General features: G+C 66.8%; 16 protein-coding genes and 1 pseudogene. 9 read left to right on the top strand and 8 right to left on the bottom strand.

The genetic code is table 11. From position 1 onward, the window contains the following. Nucleotides 1-3 precede the first annotated feature (3 nt). Nucleotides 4-663 carry a class I SAM-dependent methyltransferase gene (locus MNAB215_RS07335; RefSeq protein WP_077078109.1) on the bottom strand — a complete coding sequence of 220 codons (660 nt, stop codon included), beginning with the start codon at nt 661-663 and terminating at the stop codon, nt 4-6. A 26-nt stretch (nt 664-689) separates the two neighbouring features. Between MNAB215_RS07335 and MNAB215_RS07330 the strand changes: the two are divergent. Then, nucleotides 690-902, top strand: a pseudogene (locus MNAB215_RS07330) (manganese transporter); the annotation flags it as partial. Between the two features lie 17 nt (nt 903-919). Here MNAB215_RS07330 and MNAB215_RS07325 read toward each other — a convergent pair. Next, nucleotides 920-1,855, bottom strand: coding sequence for an NADP-dependent oxidoreductase (locus tag MNAB215_RS07325; RefSeq protein ID WP_077078108.1), 936 nt, complete (start codon nt 1,853-1,855; stop codon nt 920-922). 141 nt (nt 1,856-1,996) lie between these two features. Between MNAB215_RS07325 and MNAB215_RS07320 the strand changes: the two genes are divergently transcribed. Continuing rightward, nucleotides 1,997-2,602: a hypothetical protein gene (locus MNAB215_RS07320; RefSeq protein WP_077078492.1), complete on the top strand. Its 606-nt coding sequence runs from the start codon at nt 1,997-1,999 to the stop codon at nt 2,600-2,602. A gap of 12 nt (nt 2,603-2,614) precedes the next feature. On the opposite strand, the gene car is transcribed toward MNAB215_RS07320, so the two are convergent. Both car and MNAB215_RS07310 read right to left on the bottom strand, forming a co-directional pair. Further along, nucleotides 2,615-6,196 (bottom strand): carboxylic acid reductase, encoded by a 3,582-nt coding sequence (gene car, locus MNAB215_RS07315; protein ID WP_077078107.1) that lies wholly within the window; start codon nt 6,194-6,196, stop codon nt 2,615-2,617. Nucleotides 6,197-6,357: 161 nt separating this feature from the next. Beyond that, complete coding sequence (locus tag MNAB215_RS07310) at nt 6,358-7,125, bottom strand: L,D-transpeptidase (protein ID WP_077078106.1); 768 nt, start codon at nt 7,123-7,125, stop codon at nt 6,358-6,360. A gap of 162 nt (nt 7,126-7,287) precedes the next feature. Between MNAB215_RS07310 and MNAB215_RS07305 the strand changes: the two genes are divergently transcribed. Both MNAB215_RS07305 and MNAB215_RS07300 read left to right on the top strand, forming a co-directional pair. Then, a complete protein-coding gene (locus MNAB215_RS07305) occupies nt 7,288-7,722 on the top strand; it encodes a cysteine hydrolase family protein (RefSeq protein ID WP_077078105.1) in 435 nt (144 codons plus the stop codon). Nucleotides 7,723-7,773: 51 nt separating this feature from the next. Then, nucleotides 7,774-8,706 (top strand): LysR family transcriptional regulator, encoded by a 933-nt coding sequence (locus MNAB215_RS07300; RefSeq protein ID WP_077078491.1) that lies wholly within the window; start codon nt 7,774-7,776, stop codon nt 8,704-8,706. Here MNAB215_RS07300 and oxc read toward each other — a convergent pair. Then, on the bottom strand, nt 8,690-10,435 hold the full coding sequence (oxc, locus tag MNAB215_RS07295) for an oxalyl-CoA decarboxylase (RefSeq protein ID WP_281253288.1): 1,746 nt from the start codon (nt 10,433-10,435) through the stop codon (nt 8,690-8,692). The genes MNAB215_RS07300 and oxc overlap by 17 nt on opposite strands. A 225-nt stretch (nt 10,436-10,660) precedes the next feature. Here oxc and espB point away from each other — a divergent pair, with 225 nt between their 5' ends. Together espB and MNAB215_RS07285 are read left to right on the top strand one after the other, a co-directional pair. Continuing rightward, on the top strand, nt 10,661-12,163 hold the full coding sequence (gene espB / locus MNAB215_RS07290; protein WP_131829087.1) for an EspB family ESX-1 secretion system-associated protein: 1,503 nt from the start codon (nt 10,661-10,663) through the stop codon (nt 12,161-12,163). Between the two features lie 57 nt (nt 12,164-12,220). Then, nucleotides 12,221-13,804 (top strand): FadD7 family fatty acid--CoA ligase, encoded by a 1,584-nt coding sequence (locus tag MNAB215_RS07285; protein ID WP_077078102.1) that lies wholly within the window; start codon nt 12,221-12,223, stop codon nt 13,802-13,804. 16 nt (nt 13,805-13,820) lie between these two features. On the opposite strand, the gene MNAB215_RS07280 is transcribed toward MNAB215_RS07285, so the two are convergent. The 3 genes from MNAB215_RS07280 to MNAB215_RS07270 form a co-directional block, all read right to left on the bottom strand. After that, the gene (locus tag MNAB215_RS07280; protein ID WP_077078101.1) at nt 13,821-14,294 is read right to left on the bottom strand and encodes a DUF2231 domain-containing protein; all 474 of its coding nucleotides are present in this window, start codon (nt 14,292-14,294) and stop codon (nt 13,821-13,823) included. Nucleotides 14,295-14,337: 43 nt separating this feature from the next. Continuing rightward, nucleotides 14,338-16,497: an elongation factor G-like protein EF-G2 gene (locus MNAB215_RS07275; RefSeq protein WP_077078100.1), complete on the bottom strand. Its 2,160-nt coding sequence runs from the start codon at nt 16,495-16,497 to the stop codon at nt 14,338-14,340. A gap of 144 nt (nt 16,498-16,641) precedes the next feature. Continuing rightward, on the bottom strand, nt 16,642-17,058 hold the full coding sequence (locus MNAB215_RS07270) for a TIGR03668 family PPOX class F420-dependent oxidoreductase (RefSeq protein WP_077078099.1): 417 nt from the start codon (nt 17,056-17,058) through the stop codon (nt 16,642-16,644). Nucleotides 17,059-17,185: 127 nt separating this feature from the next. Here MNAB215_RS07270 and MNAB215_RS07265 point away from each other — a divergent pair, with 127 nt between their 5' ends. The 3 genes from MNAB215_RS07265 (at nt 17,186) to MNAB215_RS07255 (ending at nt 21,436) form a co-directional block, all read left to right on the top strand. Further along, on the top strand, nt 17,186-18,214 hold the full coding sequence (locus MNAB215_RS07265; protein WP_077078098.1) for a S1C family serine protease: 1,029 nt from the start codon (nt 17,186-17,188) through the stop codon (nt 18,212-18,214). Between the two features lie 109 nt (nt 18,215-18,323). After that, complete coding sequence (gene treS / locus MNAB215_RS07260; RefSeq protein WP_077078490.1) at nt 18,324-20,096, top strand: maltose alpha-D-glucosyltransferase; 1,773 nt, start codon at nt 18,324-18,326, stop codon at nt 20,094-20,096. Continuing rightward, on the top strand, nt 20,093-21,436 hold the full coding sequence (locus MNAB215_RS07255) for a maltokinase N-terminal cap-like domain-containing protein (RefSeq protein ID WP_077078097.1): 1,344 nt from the start codon (nt 20,093-20,095) through the stop codon (nt 21,434-21,436). The genes treS and MNAB215_RS07255 overlap by 4 nt, the downstream gene beginning before the upstream one ends. Nucleotides 21,437-21,453 lie beyond the last annotated feature (17 nt).

Here is a 21,453-nt window from a genome sequence, read left to right as displayed (position 1 = left end):
GCGTTAATCGTCGGTGCGGCAGCTGATTTCCATGCTGTCGCCCTCCCGTACCAGGAAGTTGAAACTGGTGTAGCCGTTGGCCGGATCGCGCACATAGTCGAGGTAGGGCTTCATGTCCGACGAGCTGGCATTGTCGGCGATGACCAGCGCACCCGTGGGCAGCTGCGGTTCCAGCAGCTTGATCACCGGTAGGTACAGGTCCTTCCAGCCGTCCAGCAGGACGAAATCGGCGGGCGCGTCCAGGCTTTGCAGCGTGGTCAGCGCGTCGCCCTCCAGAATCGTGATGACGTCGTCCAGTCCCGTTTCGGCGAAGGTCTTTTTCGCGGCGGCGATCTTGGTGTCACTGAGCTCCGTGGTCACCACGCGGCCGCTGCCGTTGTCGCGTACCGCCGCGGCGAGATGAAGGGCGGAAATGCCGAAGGACATGCCGAATTCGACGACGGTGGTCGGGCGGGTCGCCCGCACCAACGAATACAGCAGCCGGCCGGCTTCCGGGGTCACCGGGATGTAGAACTCGCTCATCGCCTCGGTGCGTTCGGCCGTGGTCATCGGCCGGTTGAAATCGCTGACCCGCTCCCGCAGCCGCGACATCTGGTTTTTCGATTCGGTGTACATATGGTCGAGCACGGTCGAGACCCGAGTGTCCTGCAAAGTTGTCGCCATACGGTCGAGGATAGGCCGCCAAGATAGCCTCGCTCTTCTACGGCGGATACGCCGTCCTGCTCGCGGTGTCGGCGGGGTGGCTTTCAGCTCGGACCACATCCTGGGCCTGGCGACCTAGGGCGTGCAGGCGCTGGCTGGTGTCCTGCTGCCGTCGGCGACGGTCTTCATGGTTCTGCTCGGCAACGACCGCGCCGAGCTGGGTCCCATGGGTAACCACCGTGCGGCAGACGATGTCGTCATTGCGGGGCCCGCGGGCCTAATGTGAATCACCCGGCAGCAGAACGATTTTGCCGTGGGTATGCCGCTTCTCGAGTTCGGCGTAGGCGTCGGCGACCCGATCCAGGGGATAGGTTGCCGCGACGTCGAATTCGATCGCGCCAGTAGCGATCAGGTCGGCGATTTCGGTGAGCACTTCCGGTGTGGACGCTTCGCTGCTGCCTTCGGTCTTGGCGCCGACTTCCACCGCCTTCTGGAACGCGATGATGGTGTCGATCCGCTCCGGTAAGACACCGAGATCCACGGCCAGCTGCACATAGTCGGGACCGAACAGGTCGATGAACGCGTCGATTCCGTCCGGCGCCGCCTCGCGCAACCGGTCGGCCAGTCCGTCCCCGTAGGCGACCGGGGTCACGCCATGGGCGTGTAGCCACTCGGCGTTACCCGGTCCAGCGATGCCCAGCACGCGGGCTTTGCGCAGCACGAGTAGTTGCACGACAATGCCGCCGACCCCGCCCGCCGCCGCCGACACCGCGACCGTCTCGCCCGGCTGCGGGTCGACCGCGCGCACCGCGGCGTACGCGGTCACACCCACCACGTACAGCGAACCCGCCACCTCCCAACTCAATTGGGGAGGTTTGCGGATCAGTTGGTTGACCGGGACCACGGCGTGGGTGGCATGGCTGGAGCGCTGGAAACTGAACCCCAACACCTCGTCACCGACCGCGAATTCGCCGACCCCGGGCCCCACCGCCGTGACGACGCCGGCCAGGTCGCTGCCTTCGCCGGACGGGAACGTGGCGGGAAACATGTCGTGCAAGGCCCCCGAGCGGATGGCCGCTTCCCCCGGGTTGATCCCGGCGGCCCGAACCTCGACCACCACCTCGCCCGGGCCGGGAGCGGGCATGTCGATGTCTGCCACATACAAGACATCCCGGTCTCCGTATCGGTCGAACCGCACCGCGCGTGCCGTCATCTCGATCTCCTTTCCCTGTGCATCACACCTCGTTGTTCACGCCGCACACCAGCGCAGCTAGCGCGGCCAGAGAATCCCGGCACGTCCGAACGCGTATGTTCGTATGCGCTGGTCTTGTCCCGCCGCGTGTAAGGAATGCCCATGCATATCGCCCGGATATCGGTTGCCGGCTGCGCGGTCGTCGCCATTGTGGTCGGCGCCGCGACTGTTGTCGGTTGTGGTCACAAGAGCAAGACCGCGTCGCCCGCGGGGACCTCGTCGAGTGCCGTGTCGGCCGCGGTGACGAACCCGTCATCGGGGCAGCCCACCGACTACAGCGGGTTGCTGATCAAGGCGAGTGACATCGGCGGAGACTTCACGGCACCACAGCAACCCGTGCTGAACCCCAACAACGCGGTCGGCGTCGCGCAATTGTTCGTCAACGCCGACAAGAGCCGGCGGATCGGCGACAGCATCCAGATCGAGGCCGACCCCGCGACCGCGGCCACCGGCCTGGACAACACCAAGACGAATTTCGCGGGCAAGGTCAACGGTACTTGGCAGCCGATCGACGTCTCCGCCGACGGGACAATGATTTCCGGCACGTCGCCGGACAATTCCCAAGCGGTGACGGTGTTGCTGTTCACCGAGGGCAAGGCGCTGGTCGACCTGGAATTCGACAGCGCTCCCACCGACCCGATCGATCCCGGCATCGCTGCTGAGGTCGGCCGCAAGCAGGACATCGCGATCAAGAACGGGTTGCACTAGCCAGCCCGCCGATCAGACCAGACCCAGCAGCCGCAGATCCGAGAAGTACTTATCGATCAAGGGTGCCGACAGGTGTGGAATGTCTTTGTCCGCACCGATTTTCGCTGCCTGCACCGCCGCACGCAAGACATCCGTCGGAGCGGGCGCACCGAGCAGCGGCTTCTGTGGCCGTCGGTAGGCGTGCAGCAGGGGTAGCACCGAATTCTGACGCTGTTTGTCCGGTAGCGCGCGAAGGGCGGTTTCGAAACGGCCCAGCCACTCGTCGTAGTCGTCGATGCGCGCGATGGTGTGCCCAGCCTCGTTCAGCCAGTCCACGAACACATCCAGGGAGATGCCGTCGTTGTGGGGGTTCATCAGGTCGTAGGACCGATAGGTCGCCGAACCCTCTGCCGCCGTGGCCATTTGCGTGCCCAGCGTGGTGACCGTCTCGGCCACGAAGTCCGCCGGCAAGCCGTCGTAGTGCGCCCGCGCGCGCCGACCCTGGGCGTCGGTCTCGTAGAAGGAGAACGGCGCAACACCCGTGACCAGCAGGCTGAATATCAACCGGGTGAACATATCTGGCACATTCACCTGGCCCGCGTACCGGCTGTGGGCGAGGATCAGGTCGGAGCGGAATACCGCGACCGGCAGGCCGCACAGGTCGTGTGCTTCGCGCAGCAGCACCTCGCCGCCCCACTTGCTGTTGCCGTACCCGTTGGCGTAGCTGTCGTCGACCGGACGCACCGGGCTGACCGTGCGGATGTCACCGTCTTCGATGAACTTGGCGGGGTCGACCGACTCGGCCACCGAGACAGTCGACAGGTAGGTGACCGGCTTGATGCGGGTGGTGATCGCCAGCCGGATCAGCTCGGCGGTGCCAACGACGTTGGGGCCGAACAGCTGGTCGTACGGCAGGACGTGGTTGACCAGGGCCGCCGGATGCACGATGAGGTCCACCCGCTGCGCCAGCGAGTCCCACGCCGCTTGGTCCAGGCCAAGATTGGGCTCGCCGATGTCGCCGACGACGACCTCGAGGTGGTCGGCGGCCAAGCTGCGGAACTGTGCGAGCAGTTCCGGATCCCCGCTGTCGAAAACGTCCTCGAGTCGCCGGGCGGCAGCCGCGGGGTCGGTGCCACGCACGATCGTGACGAGCTTGCCGCCGGTCTTCGCCAGGCGTTGCAGCCACTCCAGCGCCAGGAACCGTCCCAGGTAGCCGTTGGCGCCGGTCAGCAGGACCGTGTGCGGCGTACCGGTGGCGCGCGGCAGCGCGGGGGCCGCGGCAAGGGTCGCGGCGCCGATGAACTTGTCCAGCGTCAGGTCGGCGGCGCGGACCTCGGTGGCCCCGCGTCCGTGCACGGTGGAGAAGGTCGGTCGCTTGGACCCGGAATGACGCTCTCCCTCAACATAATCAGCGATCTGGCGCAGATTCGACGTCGGGCTGATGATCTGCCCCACCGGCACCTCGACGCCGAAAAGGTCGTGCAACAGGTTGGAGAAGGTCAACGCGGACAGCGAGTCGCCGCCGAGATCGAGGAACTGTGCGTCCGGTTGCGGCGGGCCACCGGCCAAGCCCAGTAGCGACTCCGCGGCGCGGGTCAGCGTGTCGATGACCGGTCGGTCCGCCGCGCCCTCTCGCAGCGTGCGAAGTTCGGCCGTGCGGGTAGCGGCGAGTTCGGTGTAGAGCTCTTCGAGTCGTTCGACATAGTGCTCTTTGAGCTTGGGCCGCAACAGTTTACCCACACCCGACAGCAGGCCGTTGCTCTCGCTGAACGGCTGTGTCTCGACCAGGAAGTCCGCGGGAATCTCGTAGGACTGCAGCTCGGCTTGTTTGGCCGTCTGCCGCAGCGATTCGCTCAGCGCCGCTTTGAGACCGGCACCGTCGCCGGCGAACCTGGCCAACGCCTCGTCGGTCGGGACGACGACGGCCAACAGGTACGGTCGCTCGCTGTTGCCGTACACGAAGACCTGACGGACCAGGGCCGCGCTGGAGAAGACGGCCTCCAGTTGCGCGACGGCGACGAACTCGCCCTGAGCCAGCTTCAGCACGTTGTTTCGCCGGTCGACGTAAGCCAGGTGATCCGGCCCCAGCTCGGCCATCACGTCACCGGTGCGGTAGTAGCCTTCCGGATCGAAGGCGTTGGCGGTGACGTCGGGGCGTTTGAAATACCCGCGAAATGCCGTCGCGGACTTCACAAGTAGCTCGCCGCGCGGATAGGGCTTGTCTGTCAGGAAATATCCCAGCTCGGGAACGTCGACCAACTTGTAGTCGATGACGGGCGGCCGGGAGATGAAGCCGTCTTTGGTGACCATCAGCAGCTCGGTCAGGCCATAGCCGTCGAATACGTGGACGTCGAGGCAGCCCTCGATGAAGTTTTTCATCTCGGTCGCCAGGGGTGCCGTGCTGGAGAAGCTGGTGATGATGCGCCCACCGAGGATGTGTTCGCGCAGTTCGGTCCTGGCTTCCGCGTCCGCTTCTGCTGGGCTGGCGCCCTCGAACGCCAGCCGGTCGGCGGCGCTCTGGTAGCGCTGGTAGAGCATCTCGGCGATCCGCGGCACCATGCCCATCTGGGTGGGGCGCACCAGATTCCAGTCGTCGAACAGGGTGGACAGGTCGCTTTCCGGCACGAAGTAGCTGGTGCCGCCCGCCTGGAAGGACGACGACAGGGCTATCCGGCCGCCGACGTGGTTCAACGGCATGAAATTCACGTTGAACACCGGAATGTCGGCGAAATCGGGCTGCAGTTCCACTGTCCAGATTTCGGAGATCATCCGCTCGGTGTACATGGCGCCCTTGGGCAATCCGGTGCTGCCCGAGGTGTAGAGGATCATCGCCAGTCGCTGGTCAGTCTCGGCGGTGTAGGCCGGCTCGGCCGGCAAAGCGCGCCCGCGCTCCGCCAACTCGTCGAACGTCTCGATGCTCACCGCCAAGCCGGCGTCGGCCAGCTTCCTCCGAGCACGCTCCACGCTCTCGCGATGGTCGTCGACCTCGGGTTGGTAATCGAAGATCACGAGGCGCCGCAACGTCGTGCTCTCGAGGGCCGCGTCGATGGCAAGGTCGAGATAGCCTGCGCCCGTGGCGATTACCCGGGGCTCAACCTCGGCGATGATCGGCCGCAGGCGGGAGGCCGCGGCGTTGTGCTGCAGGGGCACCACAACCAGGCCGAGGTAGGCGGAGACCAGATCGATGGTCAGGTACTCGGCGCTCGCGAAACCCAGGGTGGCGACGAAGTCACCGGGCTGCACCGGGTTGGCTTCGTCGTGGCGCAACGCGGTGGCGACGGCACGGACGTTGGCCCACAGCTCGCGATAGGTGATGGTGTCGAATCGGGGCAGCAACTGCGCGGTGGTGCGGCCGGTCGCCGGGTCGGTCGTCAGCTGCCGCGCCCGCCAGCCGAGCGCGGGACGATCTGCGTAGCCCTCGACGAACGTCTCGAGGATCTGCGGAAGCCGCAGACCGGGCTGGCGCGCCGCGGCTTGCAGGGACAGGTCCGGTTTGGCGTTGCGGAATTGCTCGTCGTCGGCGTCGAGCCGGCGGATCCGTTCAGCAGCGCGCTCGCGTGGCGTCTGGCTGAGATGGGCAAGAGCGTCGTCGCTGAGTTTCGCAACACCAGTCATGTCCGGCCTCTCGTTCGGGTGACTCCCTAGGCGAAACCCGCCACCCGGTACGAGTCTTCCACCGGCGGTGTGTGACCGTCGCCACACCATCGCCGCGGGCCGCGGCGTGCGGCGATGGCATGCACGTCAGAACCCCGGCAGTGCCGGGACAACGGCGATTGTCAGGCCACGACCTGGATGGGGTCGCCGACGTTGACGTTGTTGAAGTACCACGCGGCGTTGTCGGGGCTCAGGTTGACGCAGCCGTGGCTGACGTTGGAGTGGCCCTGTTCGTCGACCGACCACGGGGCGGAGTGGACGTACACGCCGCTCCAGGTGACCCGTACGGCGTACTGCGCGGTGATCTTGTATCCCTCGGGCGAACTCAGCGGAATGCCGATGGTCCGCGAATCCATCACCACGCTGCGCTGTTTCTCCAGCGCGGTGAAGTTGCCGATCGGCGTCGGGCGGCTCGGTTTGCCCATCGACGCCGGCATGGTCCGCAGCACTTCGCCGTTTCGGCTCGCGGTGAAGGTGTGGCCGGAGATGCTGGCGACACCGAGGAACTGGTCACCGGTGTCGAAGCCGGTGGTCAGCTCCTGGACGCCGACCGAGACGTGGGTGTGGGCGGGCCAATACTGATTGGGCACCCACTGCACGACATTGTTCTCGGGCCATTCGAAGTGGCCGGAGGTGTTGCTGGGCGAGCTGACCCGGATGCCGCGTTCGGCGGCGGCGCGGTCGATCACCGGCGCGGTGAACGTCACGACAACCGGGTGTGCAACGCCGACGACAGCGCCGTCGGCGGGCAAAATCGCGGCAACACCGGGAGCCGGCTGAGGTGAGGGGATGGCGGCGTGACTTGGCGCAGGCGAGGCGACGCTGGATCCGATCAAGCCCATAGCCGTGATCGCGACCATAACAAATAGATAACGAACCCCTCGACGCATAGCGTCCGCCCTCCGAGATGGTGCGATCAACACAACGATATTCTACTGGTTGTCTAACTATTACGGGTTTTAGCAAACACGGCACCCCGCTGTTTGCGATAACGATCCGGTCTCCGGTTGAGTTCGAATTCATCGCGGGCGGGCCTCGGTGAGAGAGCGGGCATGGCGCACGAAGACCCCTACACGCGTCCCTTGGCGGAGTCGGCGGCGTTGTTGCTCATCGACATGCAGCGCGATTTCCTCGATGCCCCTGGCGCCAATGGCGTGATGGCGGTTGCGGGTACGAACGCGGTGATTCCGGGAATCGCAAAGTTGGCCAGAGCTTTCCGGCAACGTGGACTGCCGATCGTGCATGTCGTCGACACCCAACTTGAGCAACACTTGCGTGGAAATTCCAGCAGCACTGTGGTTTTCGCCGGCTGCAATTTCCCGAACTGCCCGCGGACGTCGATCTACGAAGCCTCCGAACGTGACTTTCGGGTGGTGCTGGTGTCCGATGCGGTGTCGGGCACCTACGAGCGGGGGATCAACGAATGCCGCGCCATCGGTGTGACGGTCGCGGAGGTGTCCGAGACGCTGGATTGGCTGGGGCAATAGCGAAGGGTTAGCCTCAGCGACATCGGTGCGGCGCAGACCGAGGAGGTGCGGGTGCTCTTCCGACAGCTGGAGTACTTTGTCGCGGTCGCCCAGGAGCGACACTTCGCCCGGGCGGCCGAGAAGTGCTACGTGTCGCAACCCGCGTTGTCGGCCGCGATTGCCAAGCTCGAACGCGAGCTCAATGTCACGCTGATCAATCGCGGCCACAGCTTCGAAGGCCTCACCCCCGAAGGCGATCGTTTGGTGGTGTGGGCCAAGCGGATTCTTGCCGAGCATGACGCCTTCAAGGCCGAGGTGGACGCCGTGCGGTCCGGCATCACCGGGACGCTTCGGCTGGGCACCGTTCCCGCCGCATCGACGACGGTGTCGTTGTTGCTCTCGGCGTTCTGCTCGGAGCACCCGTTGGCCAAGGTGCAGATCCGTTCCCGGCTGGCTTCCGCTGAACTGCATCGCCGCCTGCGCGAGTTCGAGCTGGACGCCGCGATGGTGCACACCACGCCCAACGACGCCGACGACCTAGAGGTGACCCCGCTTTACCAGGAGCACTACGTGCTGCTGTCGCCCGCCGAGATGTTGCCGCCAGGTGCATCGACGATGAGCTGGCCGGACGCCGCACAGTTGCCGCTGGCGTTGCTCACGCCCGACATGCGCAACCGCCGGATGATCGACGAGGCCTTCGCCGGCTATTCGATCACCGTTGCCCCGCAGGTCGAAACCGACTCGGTCGCATCGCTATTTGCGCAAGCCGCCACCGGCAACTGGGCGTGCATCGTTCCCCACACCTGGCTGTGGGCATCGCGGCTGAACGCCGATATCCGCGTAGTCGAAATGGTCGAGCCGGTGATCAAATCCGAGGTCGCGCTGGCCACCAACTCCGCCGGACCGGGGTCGCCGATCGCTCGCGCGCTCAACGCGTCCGCACAACAACTGCGGCTCAACGAATTCTTCGACGCCCAGCTACTGAGTATCACGCATCGGCGCTGACCGCGGACTGCTTGGTGGCGGCGCTGGTCGGGTTGAGGCTGGCCAGGTGCCCGCTCTCCACCCCGGCCGCCGGGTCGAGTTCGCAGTCGACGATCGACGGGCCGCCCGAGGCCAGGGCCTCGGTCAGCGCCTTCTGCACTTCGGCCGGTGTGGTGACGTGATATCCCTTGCCGCCGAACGCTTCCGCGAGCAGCTCGTGACGCGCCCGGGCGTTGAGCACGGTGGGAGCCGGCTCGTTTCCGGTCGGCGCTTCGTCGCCGCGATAAACCCCGCCGTTGTTGAGGATGACGACGGTGACCGGCAGCCGGTAGCGGCAGATGGTCTCGATCTCCATGCCGGAGAAGCCGAATGCGCTGTCGCCCTCGATCGCGACGACGGGCTTGCCGGTCTCGACCGCGGCGGCAATCGCGTAGCCCATCCCGATGCCCATCACGCCCCAGGTGCCGGTATCCAACCGGTGCCGTGGTAGCTCCATGTCGATGACGTTGCGGGCCAGGTCCAGCGCGTTGGCCCCTTCGTTGACGACGTAGGCGTCCGGGTTCTCCTGCAGCACAGCACGAATCGCGCCCAGTGCGTTGTAAAACCGCATCGGATGCGGATTTTCGGCCAACCGCTCGCGCATCTTCGCGTCATTGCGGGCTTTGCGCTCGGCCAGCTCGTCGGTCCATTCCGCCGGCACCGAGATGGGCCGGTTCGCCAGGCCTCGCGACAGCGCCGCCATCACCGAGCCGATGTCGCCGACCAGCGGTGCGGCGATCGGCTGGTTGCTGTCGAATTCGCTTGCCGCGATATCAACTTGGACGAACTTGGCGTCGGCCGACCATTGCGGCGAGTCTCCATGGCCCAGAAGCCAATTCAGTCGAGCGCCGACCAGTAACACCGCATCGGCACGGGCGATCGCCAGCGAGCGTGCGGCCGCGGCGGACTGAGGGTGTGAATCCGGTAGCAGCCCCTTGGCCATCGACATCGGCAGGAACGGGATGCCGGTGGTCTCCACGAACTCCCGAATCGCCTTGTCGGCCTGTGCGTAGGCGGCGCCCTTGCCGAGCACGATCAGCGGGCGCTGTGCCCCGGTGAGCACGTCGAGCGCACGCTCGACCGCGTCGGGCGCAGGCAACTGCCGGGGAGCGGGGTCGACGACCCGCCACACGCTGTCGGCTCCGGCGGCGGCCTCCATCGCCTGGCCCAGCACGGCGCCGGGGATGTCGAGGTACACGCCGCCCGGGCGGCCTGACACCGCGGTGCGGATGGCGCGTGCGATGCCCAGGCCGATGTCCTCGACCCGGGTGATCCGGTACGCCGCCTTCACGAAAGGCCTTGCGGCGTCGAGCTGATCGAGGTCCTGGTAATCGCCGCGCTGCAGATCGACCAGCGCTCGATTGCTCGAGCCGGAAATCTGGATCATCGGAAAGCAGTTCGTGGTGGCGTTGGCCAGGGCGGGCAGGCCATTGAGAAATCCGGGCCCCGATGTCGTCAGGCACACGCCGGGGCGGCCGGTGAGGAATCCGGCGGCCGCGGCGGCGTTGCCGGCGGAAGTCTCTTGCCGGAAGCCGATGTACCGGATTCCGGATGCCTGCGCGACGCGGGCCAGGTCGGTGATCGGGATGCCGACGATCCCGTAGATCGTCTCGACGTCGTTGGCCTTCAGGGCGTCGACGACCAGATGGAAGCCATCGGTCAGTTCGGTCATGTCCCGACTCCTCGCGTGTCTGTGCCTGTTGCCTAACACTGTCGTCCGGGTGCCCCGCCGATGTCCAAGACCCGGCCGCTATGCAGCGATCCACGTTGATTATCAACCACTGCTCAGCAGCGTGCTGCCCAGTCGATAGCTATCGGTTATCGATCGTGAGCTGAACAGTATTGGACGGGCCGTGCGCTGCGCCCGGATAGTCATTCGTGAGCGGCGACGAGGCAAAACAAAGATCCAAAACTGCTCCTCAAGGAGATTTCCAAAATGACACAACCCCAGACGCTGAATGTGGAATACAGCGAACTGATGGCCCGGGCCGATGAACTCGAACAATCGCTTCCCGCAATGCCGTTGACGAATCCGCAAGCGCCGAGCGAGCTTTCCTATGCCAGGGACGCTGCGAAACAACTCGCACTCAACGCCGACATGATTCGGTTGTACCTGAATGGCTGCGGGCGGGAATGGAAATCCCTCGCGACTGCCCTGAGGACTGCGGCCAAGGCCTACGAAGAGGTCGACGAGGGGGCGGCGGACGCCATCGCCAACGAGGGGGATGCGACGGCGGGCGCGACGGCTCCTTCGGCCCTTGGCGACTCGGACATGCCTTTCACCCCGCCGTCGCCACTGACCCTGCCGCCGCTCGTCCAAGACGCCTACTACGAGGTCCGGGTGGCGGCAAGGGATATCGAAGCCGGCGACCACGGCGCGGCGTGCCGGGCATTCGGGGACGAATGGGACGACGTCCAGCGAGCGCTGCAGGGAGCGACCTACCGGTTCCGCGCGTTCACCGCATGGGAGGGTGAGGCAAGGACGGTCGTCGAGCAGAATTTCGAGCAGCAACGGCAATGGATCTTTTCGATGGTGCAGATGTGCGGCGAGCTTCGCGACCAGGCGTGGCAACTCGCCGAAGCCCACAAAAAGCTTCGGGCCCCCAGCGGGTTGGCGGAGATGGTCGACAAAATCTATGTCAACCCTGCAGAGCACCCCGGTCCCGAGGATCTTCAGACGTGCGATAGGTGGTACGCGGATGGCGTGCAACTGAATTCCGGGAGCTTGGTGTGGGAGGCCACCGATTGGTACGCAAAAATGCAGGTGCAGTCGGAGACGTCGCTGAAAATCTTCGCGACGAACACGTCGTTTCGGCCGCTGAATCCGAGTATGTTCCCCACCGCATCCGGAGTTGGAGCCGTTGTCGATGGCGGCAATTCCAGGAATCTGCCTGACGTGCCGCCCTTGGACGGTGGCACCGACATGTCCGCGGGCACCGGGATGCCGTCGATGCCGACCATGCCGACCATGCCCAACATGCCTACGCCGTCGACCGATTCCGCGGCAGCCGCTCAAGCCGCCGCGGCCGGTGCGGGTCGGCCGAAGGGGCCGGGGATGAAGCCGATGTCCCTCGGCGGCGGAATCGGCGGTGGCGTGCCGGCGATGCCGGCGAAAGCCGGCCTTGCCGACTGGTCGTCCGCACCGGCTCAGACGTCCGCCGCGGCCGCCGGCCCCGGTCGCGCGGTTCCCGCCGCGTACGCCGCGCTGGGCGCCGGGGGCAACGGCGCCGGCGGCGCGGGCGGCGGCATGCCGATGGGCGGCGGCCAGGGCAAGGGCGAAGGCAGCAAAGGCAAGCGTGTGCAGGGCGGCGACGACGAGGCGCTCTACACCGAGCGCCGCGCCTGGACCGAGGGAATAATCGGTCGCCGGGTCAAGGCGCCATCCGACAAGGAAGGAGTTAAAAAGCCAGCCGCTTACGCATCACTCGACGCTAAATAGCGCGGGATAGATTTCATCCAGATCGTTTCACGATTGAGCCGAAGGGACGTGACGACGATGTCTGACTCGATCACCCAGCAGGAAGTGCCGTCGACGGAGTCGGCCGGCGAATCCCCGAGCATCGCCGCTCTGGTCGCGCAGACGGCCAGCCAAGCACCGGGGGCACCGGCGCTTGTCGTCACCGCCGATCGGCTGCCGCTCAGCTACCGCGACTTGGTCGGGCTGGTCGATGACCTGGCCGGCCAGCTGAAGCGGGGCGGTCTGCGGCCCGGCGACCGGGTCGGGTTGCGCACGGGCAGCAATGCCGAATTCGTCGTCGGTTTGTTGGCGGCGTCGCGTGCGGAGCTGATCGCCGTTCCGCTGGACCCGGCGTTGCCCCTGCGCGAGCAGGGTGTGCGCAGCGACGCGGCGGGCGCGCGGGTGGTGCTGATCGACGGCGCCGCGCCGGAGGGGACCGACGCGTCACGGTGGTGGCCGATCGCGGTGACGGTCGACGGCGGCACGCCGCGGGTGACCGTGGACACCGCCGCGGGTGCCAAGGACGACGTCGCAACGCCGCAAGGGCTGCGCCCCGACGACGCGATGATCATGTTCACCGGCGGGACCACGGGCACCCCGAAGATGGTGCCGTGGACTCGCGGCAACCTCGCGGGTTCGGTGCGGGCCATCATCGCCGGATACCGGCTCGGCCCACAGGATGCGACCGTTGCGGTGATGCCGCTCTACCACGGTCACGGACTGGTCGCCGCGCTGTTGTCGACGCTGGTATCCGGCGGGACTGTGCTGTTGCCCGCACGCGGGAAGTTCTCGGCGCACACATTCTGGGACGACATCCACGCGGTGACGGCCACCTGGTACACGGCGGTCCCGACCATTCATCAAATCCTGTTGGAGCGAGCCAAGACTGAGCACACCGCAAGCGGGCCGGCCGCGCTGCGCTTCATCCGCAGCTGCAGCGCTCCGCTCACCACGGAGACCGCGGCCGCGCTGCAAGACACCTTCTCGGCCCCGGTGGTGTGTGCCTTCGGCATGACCGAAGCCACCCACCAGGTCGCCACCACGGGGATCGATGCAGGCGAAACCCCCGCCGAGACAACGGGTCTCGTCGGCGCATCGACCAGCCCGGAGATCAGGATCGTCGGCTCCGACGGACAGCCGCTCCCCGCCGAAACCGTCGGGGAAGTCTGGCTGCACGGCCCCACCGTGGTGCGCGGCTACCTTGGCGATCCGGCGATCACCGCGGCCAACTTCACCGACGGCTGGCTGCGCACCGGCGACCTGGGGACCCTGTCGCCGGCGGGTGACCTGAGGATCCGTGGCCGGATCAAGGAACTGATCAACCGGGGCGGGGAGAAGATTTCCCCGGAGCGCGTCGAGGGCGTACTGGCCAGCCACCCCGGCATTGTGGAGGTGGCGGTGTTTCCGCTGCCCGACGCGATGTACGGCGAGACGGTGGCCGCGGTGATCGTCCCGCGGGAATCCGGCGTGCCGACACCCGACGAGCTTGCCGAGTTCTGCCGCGACCGGCTCGCGCCCTACGAATTTCCGACCACGCTGCTCGAGGCCGGCGAGTTGCCGCATACCGCAAAGGGCTCACTGGATCGCCGCGCGGTGGCCGACAAGTTCGGCCGCCCGGCCTGACGGGGACGGCCCGGCGCTATGGGGCGGACGACGTGATGTTCCCCCACGCGGCCCGCGCACCCGAGTCGCCGACCCGGTAGGTCTGTACCAGCGTGGCGACTGCCGCGGCGATCACCAGCACCCCGACCACCGCGTGCAACGAGAATTTCACTGCGTGGCCGCGGTCTTGACGAACGTGGACGACGGCCAACAACGCCACGGCGCCCACCAGAGCGGCGATCACCCAAATCAGGGTCGACCCGAGTTCCTCGTGGTTGGTCAGCACCGGCGTCGGGGGACCGACCCGAGCCGACAGCCAGACGCCCGCGGTGGTCGTCAACGGCGTCAGCACCAGCGTGCCCACGGACAGCAGCAGAACCAGCCAGATCAGCCGGCGTCGCGCCACGGGCCACGCCACACACAGGATCGCCAGGATCGCCGTCAGCGGACCCAGGACGACGATGAAATGGTTGAGCAGGATATGAGCGGGCAGTCCGTTGAATGTCGACATACTGGAATCCGGGGCTCCCAATCTGGCTGTTTCACAGGTGCTTTCACACAGTAGCCCGCAGCCGCGCGGCGGCCGATTCTGGCATGGGTTCGTAGCGGGCAAACGAACGGGTGAAGCAAGCGGCGCCGTGCGCCAGTGAACGCAAGTCGATCGCGTATCGGGTCAGCTCGACCTGCGGCACCTCGGCTCGCACCACCGTGCGTTCCTGGCCCGCGGTGTCGGTGCCGAGCACGCGGCCGCGACGCCCGGACAGGTCGCCCAGCACCGCGCCGACGAAGTCGTCCGGGATCAGCACGGCGATCTCGTCGATCGGCTCGAGCAAACTCACCTTGGTGGCGGCCGCGGCATCGCGTAGCGCCAGCGAGCCCGCCATCTGGAACGCGAAGTCCGACGAGTCCACGCTGTGTGACTTGCCGTCGAGCAGGGTGACCCGGATGTCGACCACCGGGTAGCCGGTGTGCACACCCTTTTCCATCTGCGCGCGCACACCTTTCTCCACGCTCGGGATGAATTGGCGTGGCACCGCTCCGCCGACCACTTTGTCGACGAACTCGAATCCGGCGCCTTCGGGCAACGGCTCCACCTCGATGTCGCACACCGCGTACTGGCCATGCCCGCCGGACTGCTTGACGTGGCGCCCGTGGCCTTTTGCCTTGCCGCCGAACGTTTCTCGCAGCGGAACGCGAAGCTCGACGGTGTCGACGGTGACGCCGTACCGGTTGGCCAGCGCGTCGAGGACAACACCGGCGTGGGCCTCGCCCATGCACCAGAGCACGATCTGGTGGGTTTCGGAATTCTGCTCGATGCGCAGCGTCGGGTCCTCGGCGGCCAGCCGCCCCAGCCCGACCGACAGCTTGTCCTCGTCCGTCTTGGCATGTGCCGCAATGGCAACCGGCAGCAGCGGTTCCGGCATCGTCCAGGGCTTCAAGACCAGGGGCTCCGCCTTGTCCGAAAGGGTGTCGCCGGTTTCGGCGCGGCTCAGCTTGCCGATCGCGCAGATATCGCCCGCCACCACCGCCGGCGCCGGGCGCTGCTGCTTGCCGAGCGGGAAGGAGAGCACACCGATGCGTTCGTCTTCGTCGTGGTCGGGGTGGGTGCTGCCGTTCGGATTGGACTCGCCGAAGAAGGACGCAAAATGGCCCGACACATGAACCGTCGTGTCGGGCCTGATGGTCCCGGAGAACACCCGGACCAGGCTGACCCTGCCGACGTAGGGGTCCGACGTCGTCTTCACCACCTCGGCCAGCAGCGGGGCCCCGACGTCGCAGGCCAGCTCGGCGTGTGGGGCGCCCAGCGGCGTAAAGACCTCTGGCAGTGGGTGTTCCATCGGCGACGGGAAACCGCGCGTGGCGACCTCTAACAATTCCAGCGTGCCCACCCCGGTGCCGCTGCAGACCGGGATCACCGGGAAGAACGAGCCCCGGGCGATGGCTCTTTCCAGGTCCTCGATGAGCACGGACTCGTCGATCGACTCGCCGCCGAGATAACGCTCCATCAGCGACTCGTCCTCGGACTCCTCGATGATGCCTTCGATCAGGGTGCCGCGCGCCTCCTCGATCCGCTCGGCATCCGCTGGATCCGGCGACTGCGTGGTCCGTTTCCCGCCGGCGTAGAGGTAGCGGGTCTGCGACAGCAAGCCGATCAGCCCTTCGCAGGCGGGCAGGGCGGTGGGTAGATACAGCGGCAACACCTTGTCGCCGAAGGCGTCCTGCGCGGCGGCCAGCGCGTCGGCGTAGTTGGCCCGGGCGTGGTCGAGCTTGGTGATCGCCACGGCGCGCGGCATGCCGACCTGGCTGCACTCCTGCCACAGGGACTTGGTCGGCTCGTCGACGCCCTCGTTGGCCGCGATCACGAACAGCGCGCAATCCGCGGCCCGCAGCCCGGCCCGCAGCTCGCCGACGAAGTCGGCGTATCCGGGTGTGTCGACCAGGTTGACCTTGATGCCGTCGTGCAACAGGGAAGCCACCGCCACACCGACCGACCGCTGTTGGCGGATCTCGGCATCGTCGTAGTCGCAGATGGTGCTGCCATCCACGATCGAACCCGCCCTGGACAGCACCCCGCTCGCCACCAGCAGCGTCTCCACCAGAGTGGTTTTGCCGCCTCCCGACGGCCCCACCAGGACGATGTTGCGAACGTCGCCGGGGCCGTTCGCGGTGGGGGCGGCCGCCCCGCCCGCCGAGGCGTTCGCCTTGTCCGCCATGGCCGTCCTCCACTTCTCCCGCGCCGGCGGGTCTGAGTCGGGCGACTCACGTCCGTCGGGGCGTGGTGTGGCCCAGCTCACATGCCGTAATAGGCCAACTTTTCTCCCAACCGCGGCCCAGCACAAGGCCTATCGAATCGGCGGTCAGGCGTGCCAGCTCGACCACCGGTGCACCGTCACCGCGATCACCGGGCCGTCGAGCGAAACAGATTGGTACTGAGGGTATTTGGCGCGCAGCAGCTCGTATCCGGTGTGCATCGCCTGGCCGTCGGAATGAATCGCGGCGACGCCGTCGACCCGCACCCACCACAGCTGCGACCAGTCGTCGGCATAGTGGTCGACGAGCAGGCTCACCGCAGGGTTGGCCGCGATGTTGGCCAGCCGGCGGAGCCGCTGGGTCGTCTTGGGTTTGGCATCGACGGCGGTGTAGACGACGTCGGGACCGTCTTCGCGGACGGCGAACACCACCGGCACCAGGTGCGGTTTCCCGTCGGCCGCGCTGGTGGCCAGCCGCGCTATCGGCGACTGCGTGAAGCTGACCTTCGGGTCGAATCCGCCCATCCTGCCAGCTTATGGACTTTCGGCGGTGTCCCAAGTAGCTACCTGCACTACGGTGATGTACACAGTCTGTACCGCCCAGAGCAAAGCCTGGGAATTCGATGTGCACGGTGAATGCAGGAGGCAGGGGATGAGCGAACGGCACCACCGCCCGGTCCGGTGGTCATGGTTAGCCAGCGTGGCGGCCGTGGTCGCACTGTGCCTGGGCCTTGTCACGGCGCCGGCATCCGCTACACCGTCCCGGCCGCTGCCGCTCGACCCCGCGGCGACGGTCACGCCGCAGATCGTCAACATCAACACCAGGTTCGGCTACAACGCCGCGATCGGGGCCGGCACCGGCATCGTCATCGATCCGGGCGGCGTGGTGCTGACCAACAACCACGTCATCTCGGCGGCCACCGATATCAGCGCGTTCGACGTCGGCAACGGCCAGACCTATGCCGTCGACGTGATCGGCTACGACCGCAACGCCGACGTCGCGGTGCTGCAGCTGCGCGGCGCGGGCGGCCTGCCGTCGGCCGCGATCGGCGGCGGGGTCGCGATCGGTGAACCGGTCGTCGCGGTGGGCAACGCAGGCGGCGGGGGAGGCGCGCCCACTGCGGTGGGCGGCCGAGTCGTCGCACTCAACCAGAGCGTCTCGGCAACCGACACCCTGACCGGTGCCGACGAGCGGCTGGGCGGCCTGATCCAGGCCGACACCGCGATCCGGCCGGGCGACTCGGGTGGACCGCTGGTCAACAACGCCGGCCAGGTGGTCGGGATGAACACCGCGGCCAGTGACAGCTACAAGATGTCGGGCGGGCAGGGCTTCGCCATCCCGATCGGTCACGCGATGGGGGTGGCCGGCGCCATCCGCGCCGGGGCCGGATCCAACACCGTCCACATCGGCCCGACCGCCTTCCTCGGCCTGGGCGTGGCGGAGAGCGGCGGCGCAGGCGCGCGTGTGCAGCGCATTGTCAACAACGGGCCGGCCGCCGCCACCGGGATCGCCCCGGGCGACACGGTCGTCGGCATCGACGGCGTCGCGATCAACGGGCCGACCGGGATGACGGACGTGATGGTTCCGCATCACCCCGGCGACACCATCACGTTGCGCTGGCGCGGGGGTGACGGCGAGCGCAGCGCGCCGGTGCAGTTGGGTGAAGGGCCTCCAGCCTGATCGGGGCGCGGATTCTGTCCGGCAGCCGACGAATTCGATTGTCGGCAGGCAGGATTGCCCCCGTGATTCCGAACGTCGGACCTCGGGTACCCGTGGCATCGTGGAATTGATGAACGACGCAAAAGACGCTGTCGAGCATGATCCCGCGGAGGGGAGTCACGTCGAGGACGGTGTGGTCGAACACCCCAATGCCGAGGATTACGAGAACGCCACGGCGCTGCCCGCCGACCCGACCTGGTTCAAACATGCGGTGTTCTACGAGGTGCTGGTCCGGGCGTTCTTCGACGCCGATGCGGACGGGTCCGGTGACCTGCGCGGACTCATCGGGCGGTTGGACTACCTGCAGTGGCTGGGCATCGACTGCATCTGGCTGCCGCCGTTCTACGACTCGCCGCTGAAGGACGGCGGCTATGACATCCGCGACTTCTACAAGGTGCTGCCCGAGTTCGGCACGGTGGAGGATTTCGTCGACCTGCTGGATGCCGCCCACGAGCGCGGCATCCGCGTCATCACCGACTTGGTGATGAACCACACATCGGAGTCGCACCCCTGGTTCCAGGAGTCCCGGCACGACCCGGACGGGCCCTACGGCGACTACTACGTGTGGAGCGACACCAGCGACAAGTACACCGACGCCCGGATCATCTTCGTCGACACCGAAGAGTCGAACTGGACGTTCGACCCGGTCCGGCGCCAGTTCTACTGGCACCGGTTCTTCTCGCACCAGCCGGACCTGAACTACGACAACCCGGCCGTGCAGGAAGCCATGATCGACGTCCTGCGCTTCTGGCTCGGACTGGGGATCGACGGGTTCCGCCTGGATGCGGTGCCGTACCTCTTCGAGCGCGAGGGCACCAACTGCGAGAACCTGCCCGAGACGCACGCGTTCCTCAAGCGGGTCCGCAAGGTCGTCGACGACGAATTCCCCGGCCGGGTGCTGCTGGCCGAGGCCAACCAGTGGCCGGCCGACGTCGTCGAATACTTCGGCGACACCACCACCGGCGGCGACGAATGCCACATGGCGTTTCACTTCCCCCTCATGCCGCGCATCTTCATGGCGGTGCGGCGTGAGTCGCGGTTCCCGATCTCGGAGATCCTCTCCCAGACCCCGGAGATCCCGGACATGGCGCAATGGGGGATCTTCCTGCGTAACCACGACGAGCTGACGCTGGAAATGGTCACCGACGAGGAACGCGACTACATGTACTCCGAGTACGCCAAGGATCCGAGGATGAAGGCGAACGTCGGCATCCGTCGTCGCCTTGCGCCGTTGCTGGACAACGACCGCAACCAGATCACGCTGTTCACCGCCCTGCTGCTGTCGCTGCCCGGATCACCGGTGCTCTACTACGGCGACGAGATCGGCATGGGCGACGTGATCTGGCTGGGTGATCGCGACGGCGTGCGGACTCCCATGCAGTGGACGCCGGACCGCAATGCCGGGTTCTCCAAAGCCAACCCGGGCCGGCTCTATCTTCCGGCCAGCCAGGACTCGGTCTACGGGTATCAGGCCGTCAACGTCGAGGCGCAGCGCGACACCTCGACGTCGCTGCTCAACTTCACCCGGATGATGCTGGCGGTGCGGCGCCGCCACGAGGCGTTTGCGATCGGGCGGTTCGAAGAACTCGGCGCGTCGAACCCGTCGGTGCTGGCGTTCCTGCGTCAGGCACCCGACGACGGCGACACGGTGCTCTGTGTCAACAATCTTTCGCGGTTCCCGCAGCCGCTGGAGCTCAACCTGCAACATTGGAGCGGTCACACGCCGGTGGAGCTCACCGGCCACGTGGAGTTTCCGCGGATTGGTCACCTGCCATATCTGCTGACACTGCCGGGACATGGGTTCTACTGGTTCCAGCTGTGCGCATCGGAGGAGAAGGCATGACACGCTCAGCCAAGCTGCCCTGGACCGAGTGGTTGCCACAGCAACGCTGGTACGCCGGGCGTAATCGCGAGCTGTCCAGCGCCGAGCCCGCGGTGGTCGTCGCGCTGCGCGACGAGCTGGACTTGGTGCTCGTCGACGCCAGCTACACCAACGGCTCCTCGGAGCGCTATCAGGTACTCGTCGGCTGGGGCGCCGAGCCGTTCAGCGAGTTCAACACCGTCGCCACCATCGGCGCGGTTGATGACCGGACCGCCTTCGACGCGCTGTACGAAACCGACGCCCCGCAGTTTCTGCTGTCGCTGATCGACGCCGGTGCGGTCCGCGATTCTTCTGGCATCGAAATCACCTTCAGCAAGGAACCCGATGTCGTGCTCCCGCTGGAGGCGATGCCGCGGGTGTCCGACGCCGAGCAGTCCAACACCAGCGTGATCTTCGATCGCGACGCCATCTTCAAGGTGTTCCGCCGGGTCAGCAGCGGCATCAATCCCGACATCGAGCTGAACCGAGTGCTTGGGCGTGCCGGCAACCCGCACGTGGCCCGGCTGCTGGGCACCTACGAGATCGCTGGCGCCGACGACTCGGCCTGGCCCCTGGGAATGGTCACCGAGTTCGAGGCCAACGCCGCCGAGGGCTGGGCGATGGCCACGGCCAGCGTCCGCGATCTGTTCGCGGAAGGCGACCTGTACGCCTACGAGGTCGGCGGCGACTTCGCCGGCGAGTCCAACCGGCTCGGCGAGGCCGTGGCCTCCGTCCATGCGGCGCTGGCCGAACACCTCGGGACGGCACAAGCACCCTTCCCGGTGGACAACGTGCTGGCGCGATTGGCGTCGACCGTGGCCATGGTTCCCCAGTTGGAGGAGTACGCGGCAACGGTCGAGGAGCGCTTCGGAAAGCTGGCCGGTGAGACGACGACCGTCCAGCGGATACATGGCGATCTGCACCTGGGGCAGGTGCTGCGCACCCCGGAGAGCTGGATCATCATTGACTTCGAGGGCGAGCCCGGCCAGCCGCTGGCCGAGCGGCGGGCACCGGATTCGACGTTGCGCGATGTGGCGGGCGTCTTGCGCTCGTTCGAGTACGCCGCCTACGGGCCGCTGGTGGACCAGGGCACCGACAAGCAGTTGGCGGCGCGCGCCCGGGAATGGGTCGAACGCAATCGAACCGCGTTCTGCGACGGCTATGCGGCCGCGTCGGGCGTCGACCCGCGGGATTCCGCGCAGCTGCTGGCGGCCTACGAACTCGACAAGGCGGTGTACGAGGCCGGCTATGAGGCGCGGCACCGGCCCGGCTGGCTGCCTATCCCGCTGCGATCGATTGCCCGGCTCACCGCGGTCGAGTAGGGCTTGGACCGATGGCG

Origin of the sequence: Mycobacterium numidiamassiliense, from assembly GCF_900157365.1 — a bacterium.
GTDB lineage: Bacteria > Actinomycetota > Actinomycetes > Mycobacteriales > Mycobacteriaceae > Mycobacterium > Mycobacterium numidiamassiliense.
The sequence above is the reverse complement of the archived record's forward strand: the minus strand, read 5'-3'. Positions and strand labels throughout refer to the sequence as shown.

Excerpts from the sequence above, each read along its gene's own strand:
- MNAB215_RS07320 (WP_077078492.1), top strand. The coding sequence starts at position 1,997 with ATGCATATCGCCCGGATATCGGTTGCCGGCTGCGCGGTCGTCGCCATT.
- MNAB215_RS07255 (WP_077078097.1), top strand. The coding sequence starts at position 20,093 with ATGACACGCTCAGCCAAGCTGCCCTGGACCGAGTGGTTGCCACAGCAA.
- MNAB215_RS07265 (WP_077078098.1), top strand. The coding sequence starts at position 17,186 with ATGAGCGAACGGCACCACCGCCCGGTCCGGTGGTCATGGTTAGCCAGC.
- MNAB215_RS07310 (WP_077078106.1), bottom strand. The coding sequence starts at position 7,125 with ATGCGTCGAGGGGTTCGTTATCTATTTGTTATGGTCGCGATCACGGCT.
- MNAB215_RS07325 (WP_077078108.1), bottom strand. The coding sequence starts at position 1,855 with ATGACGGCACGCGCGGTGCGGTTCGACCGATACGGAGACCGGGATGTC.
- car (WP_077078107.1), bottom strand. The coding sequence starts at position 6,196 with ATGACTGGTGTTGCGAAACTCAGCGACGACGCTCTTGCCCATCTCAGC.
- MNAB215_RS07285 (WP_077078102.1), top strand. The coding sequence starts at position 12,221 with ATGTCTGACTCGATCACCCAGCAGGAAGTGCCGTCGACGGAGTCGGCC.
- MNAB215_RS07335 (WP_077078109.1), bottom strand. The coding sequence starts at position 663 with ATGGCGACAACTTTGCAGGACACTCGGGTCTCGACCGTGCTCGACCAT.
- espB (WP_131829087.1), top strand. The coding sequence starts at position 10,661 with ATGACACAACCCCAGACGCTGAATGTGGAATACAGCGAACTGATGGCC.
- MNAB215_RS07270 (WP_077078099.1), bottom strand. The coding sequence starts at position 17,058 with ATGGGCGGATTCGACCCGAAGGTCAGCTTCACGCAGTCGCCGATAGCG.
- MNAB215_RS07305 (WP_077078105.1), top strand. The coding sequence starts at position 7,288 with ATGGCGCACGAAGACCCCTACACGCGTCCCTTGGCGGAGTCGGCGGCG.
- treS (WP_077078490.1), top strand. The coding sequence starts at position 18,324 with ATGAACGACGCAAAAGACGCTGTCGAGCATGATCCCGCGGAGGGGAGT.
- MNAB215_RS07275 (WP_077078100.1), bottom strand. The coding sequence starts at position 16,497 with ATGGCGGACAAGGCGAACGCCTCGGCGGGCGGGGCGGCCGCCCCCACC.
- MNAB215_RS07280 (WP_077078101.1), bottom strand. The coding sequence starts at position 14,294 with ATGTCGACATTCAACGGACTGCCCGCTCATATCCTGCTCAACCATTTC.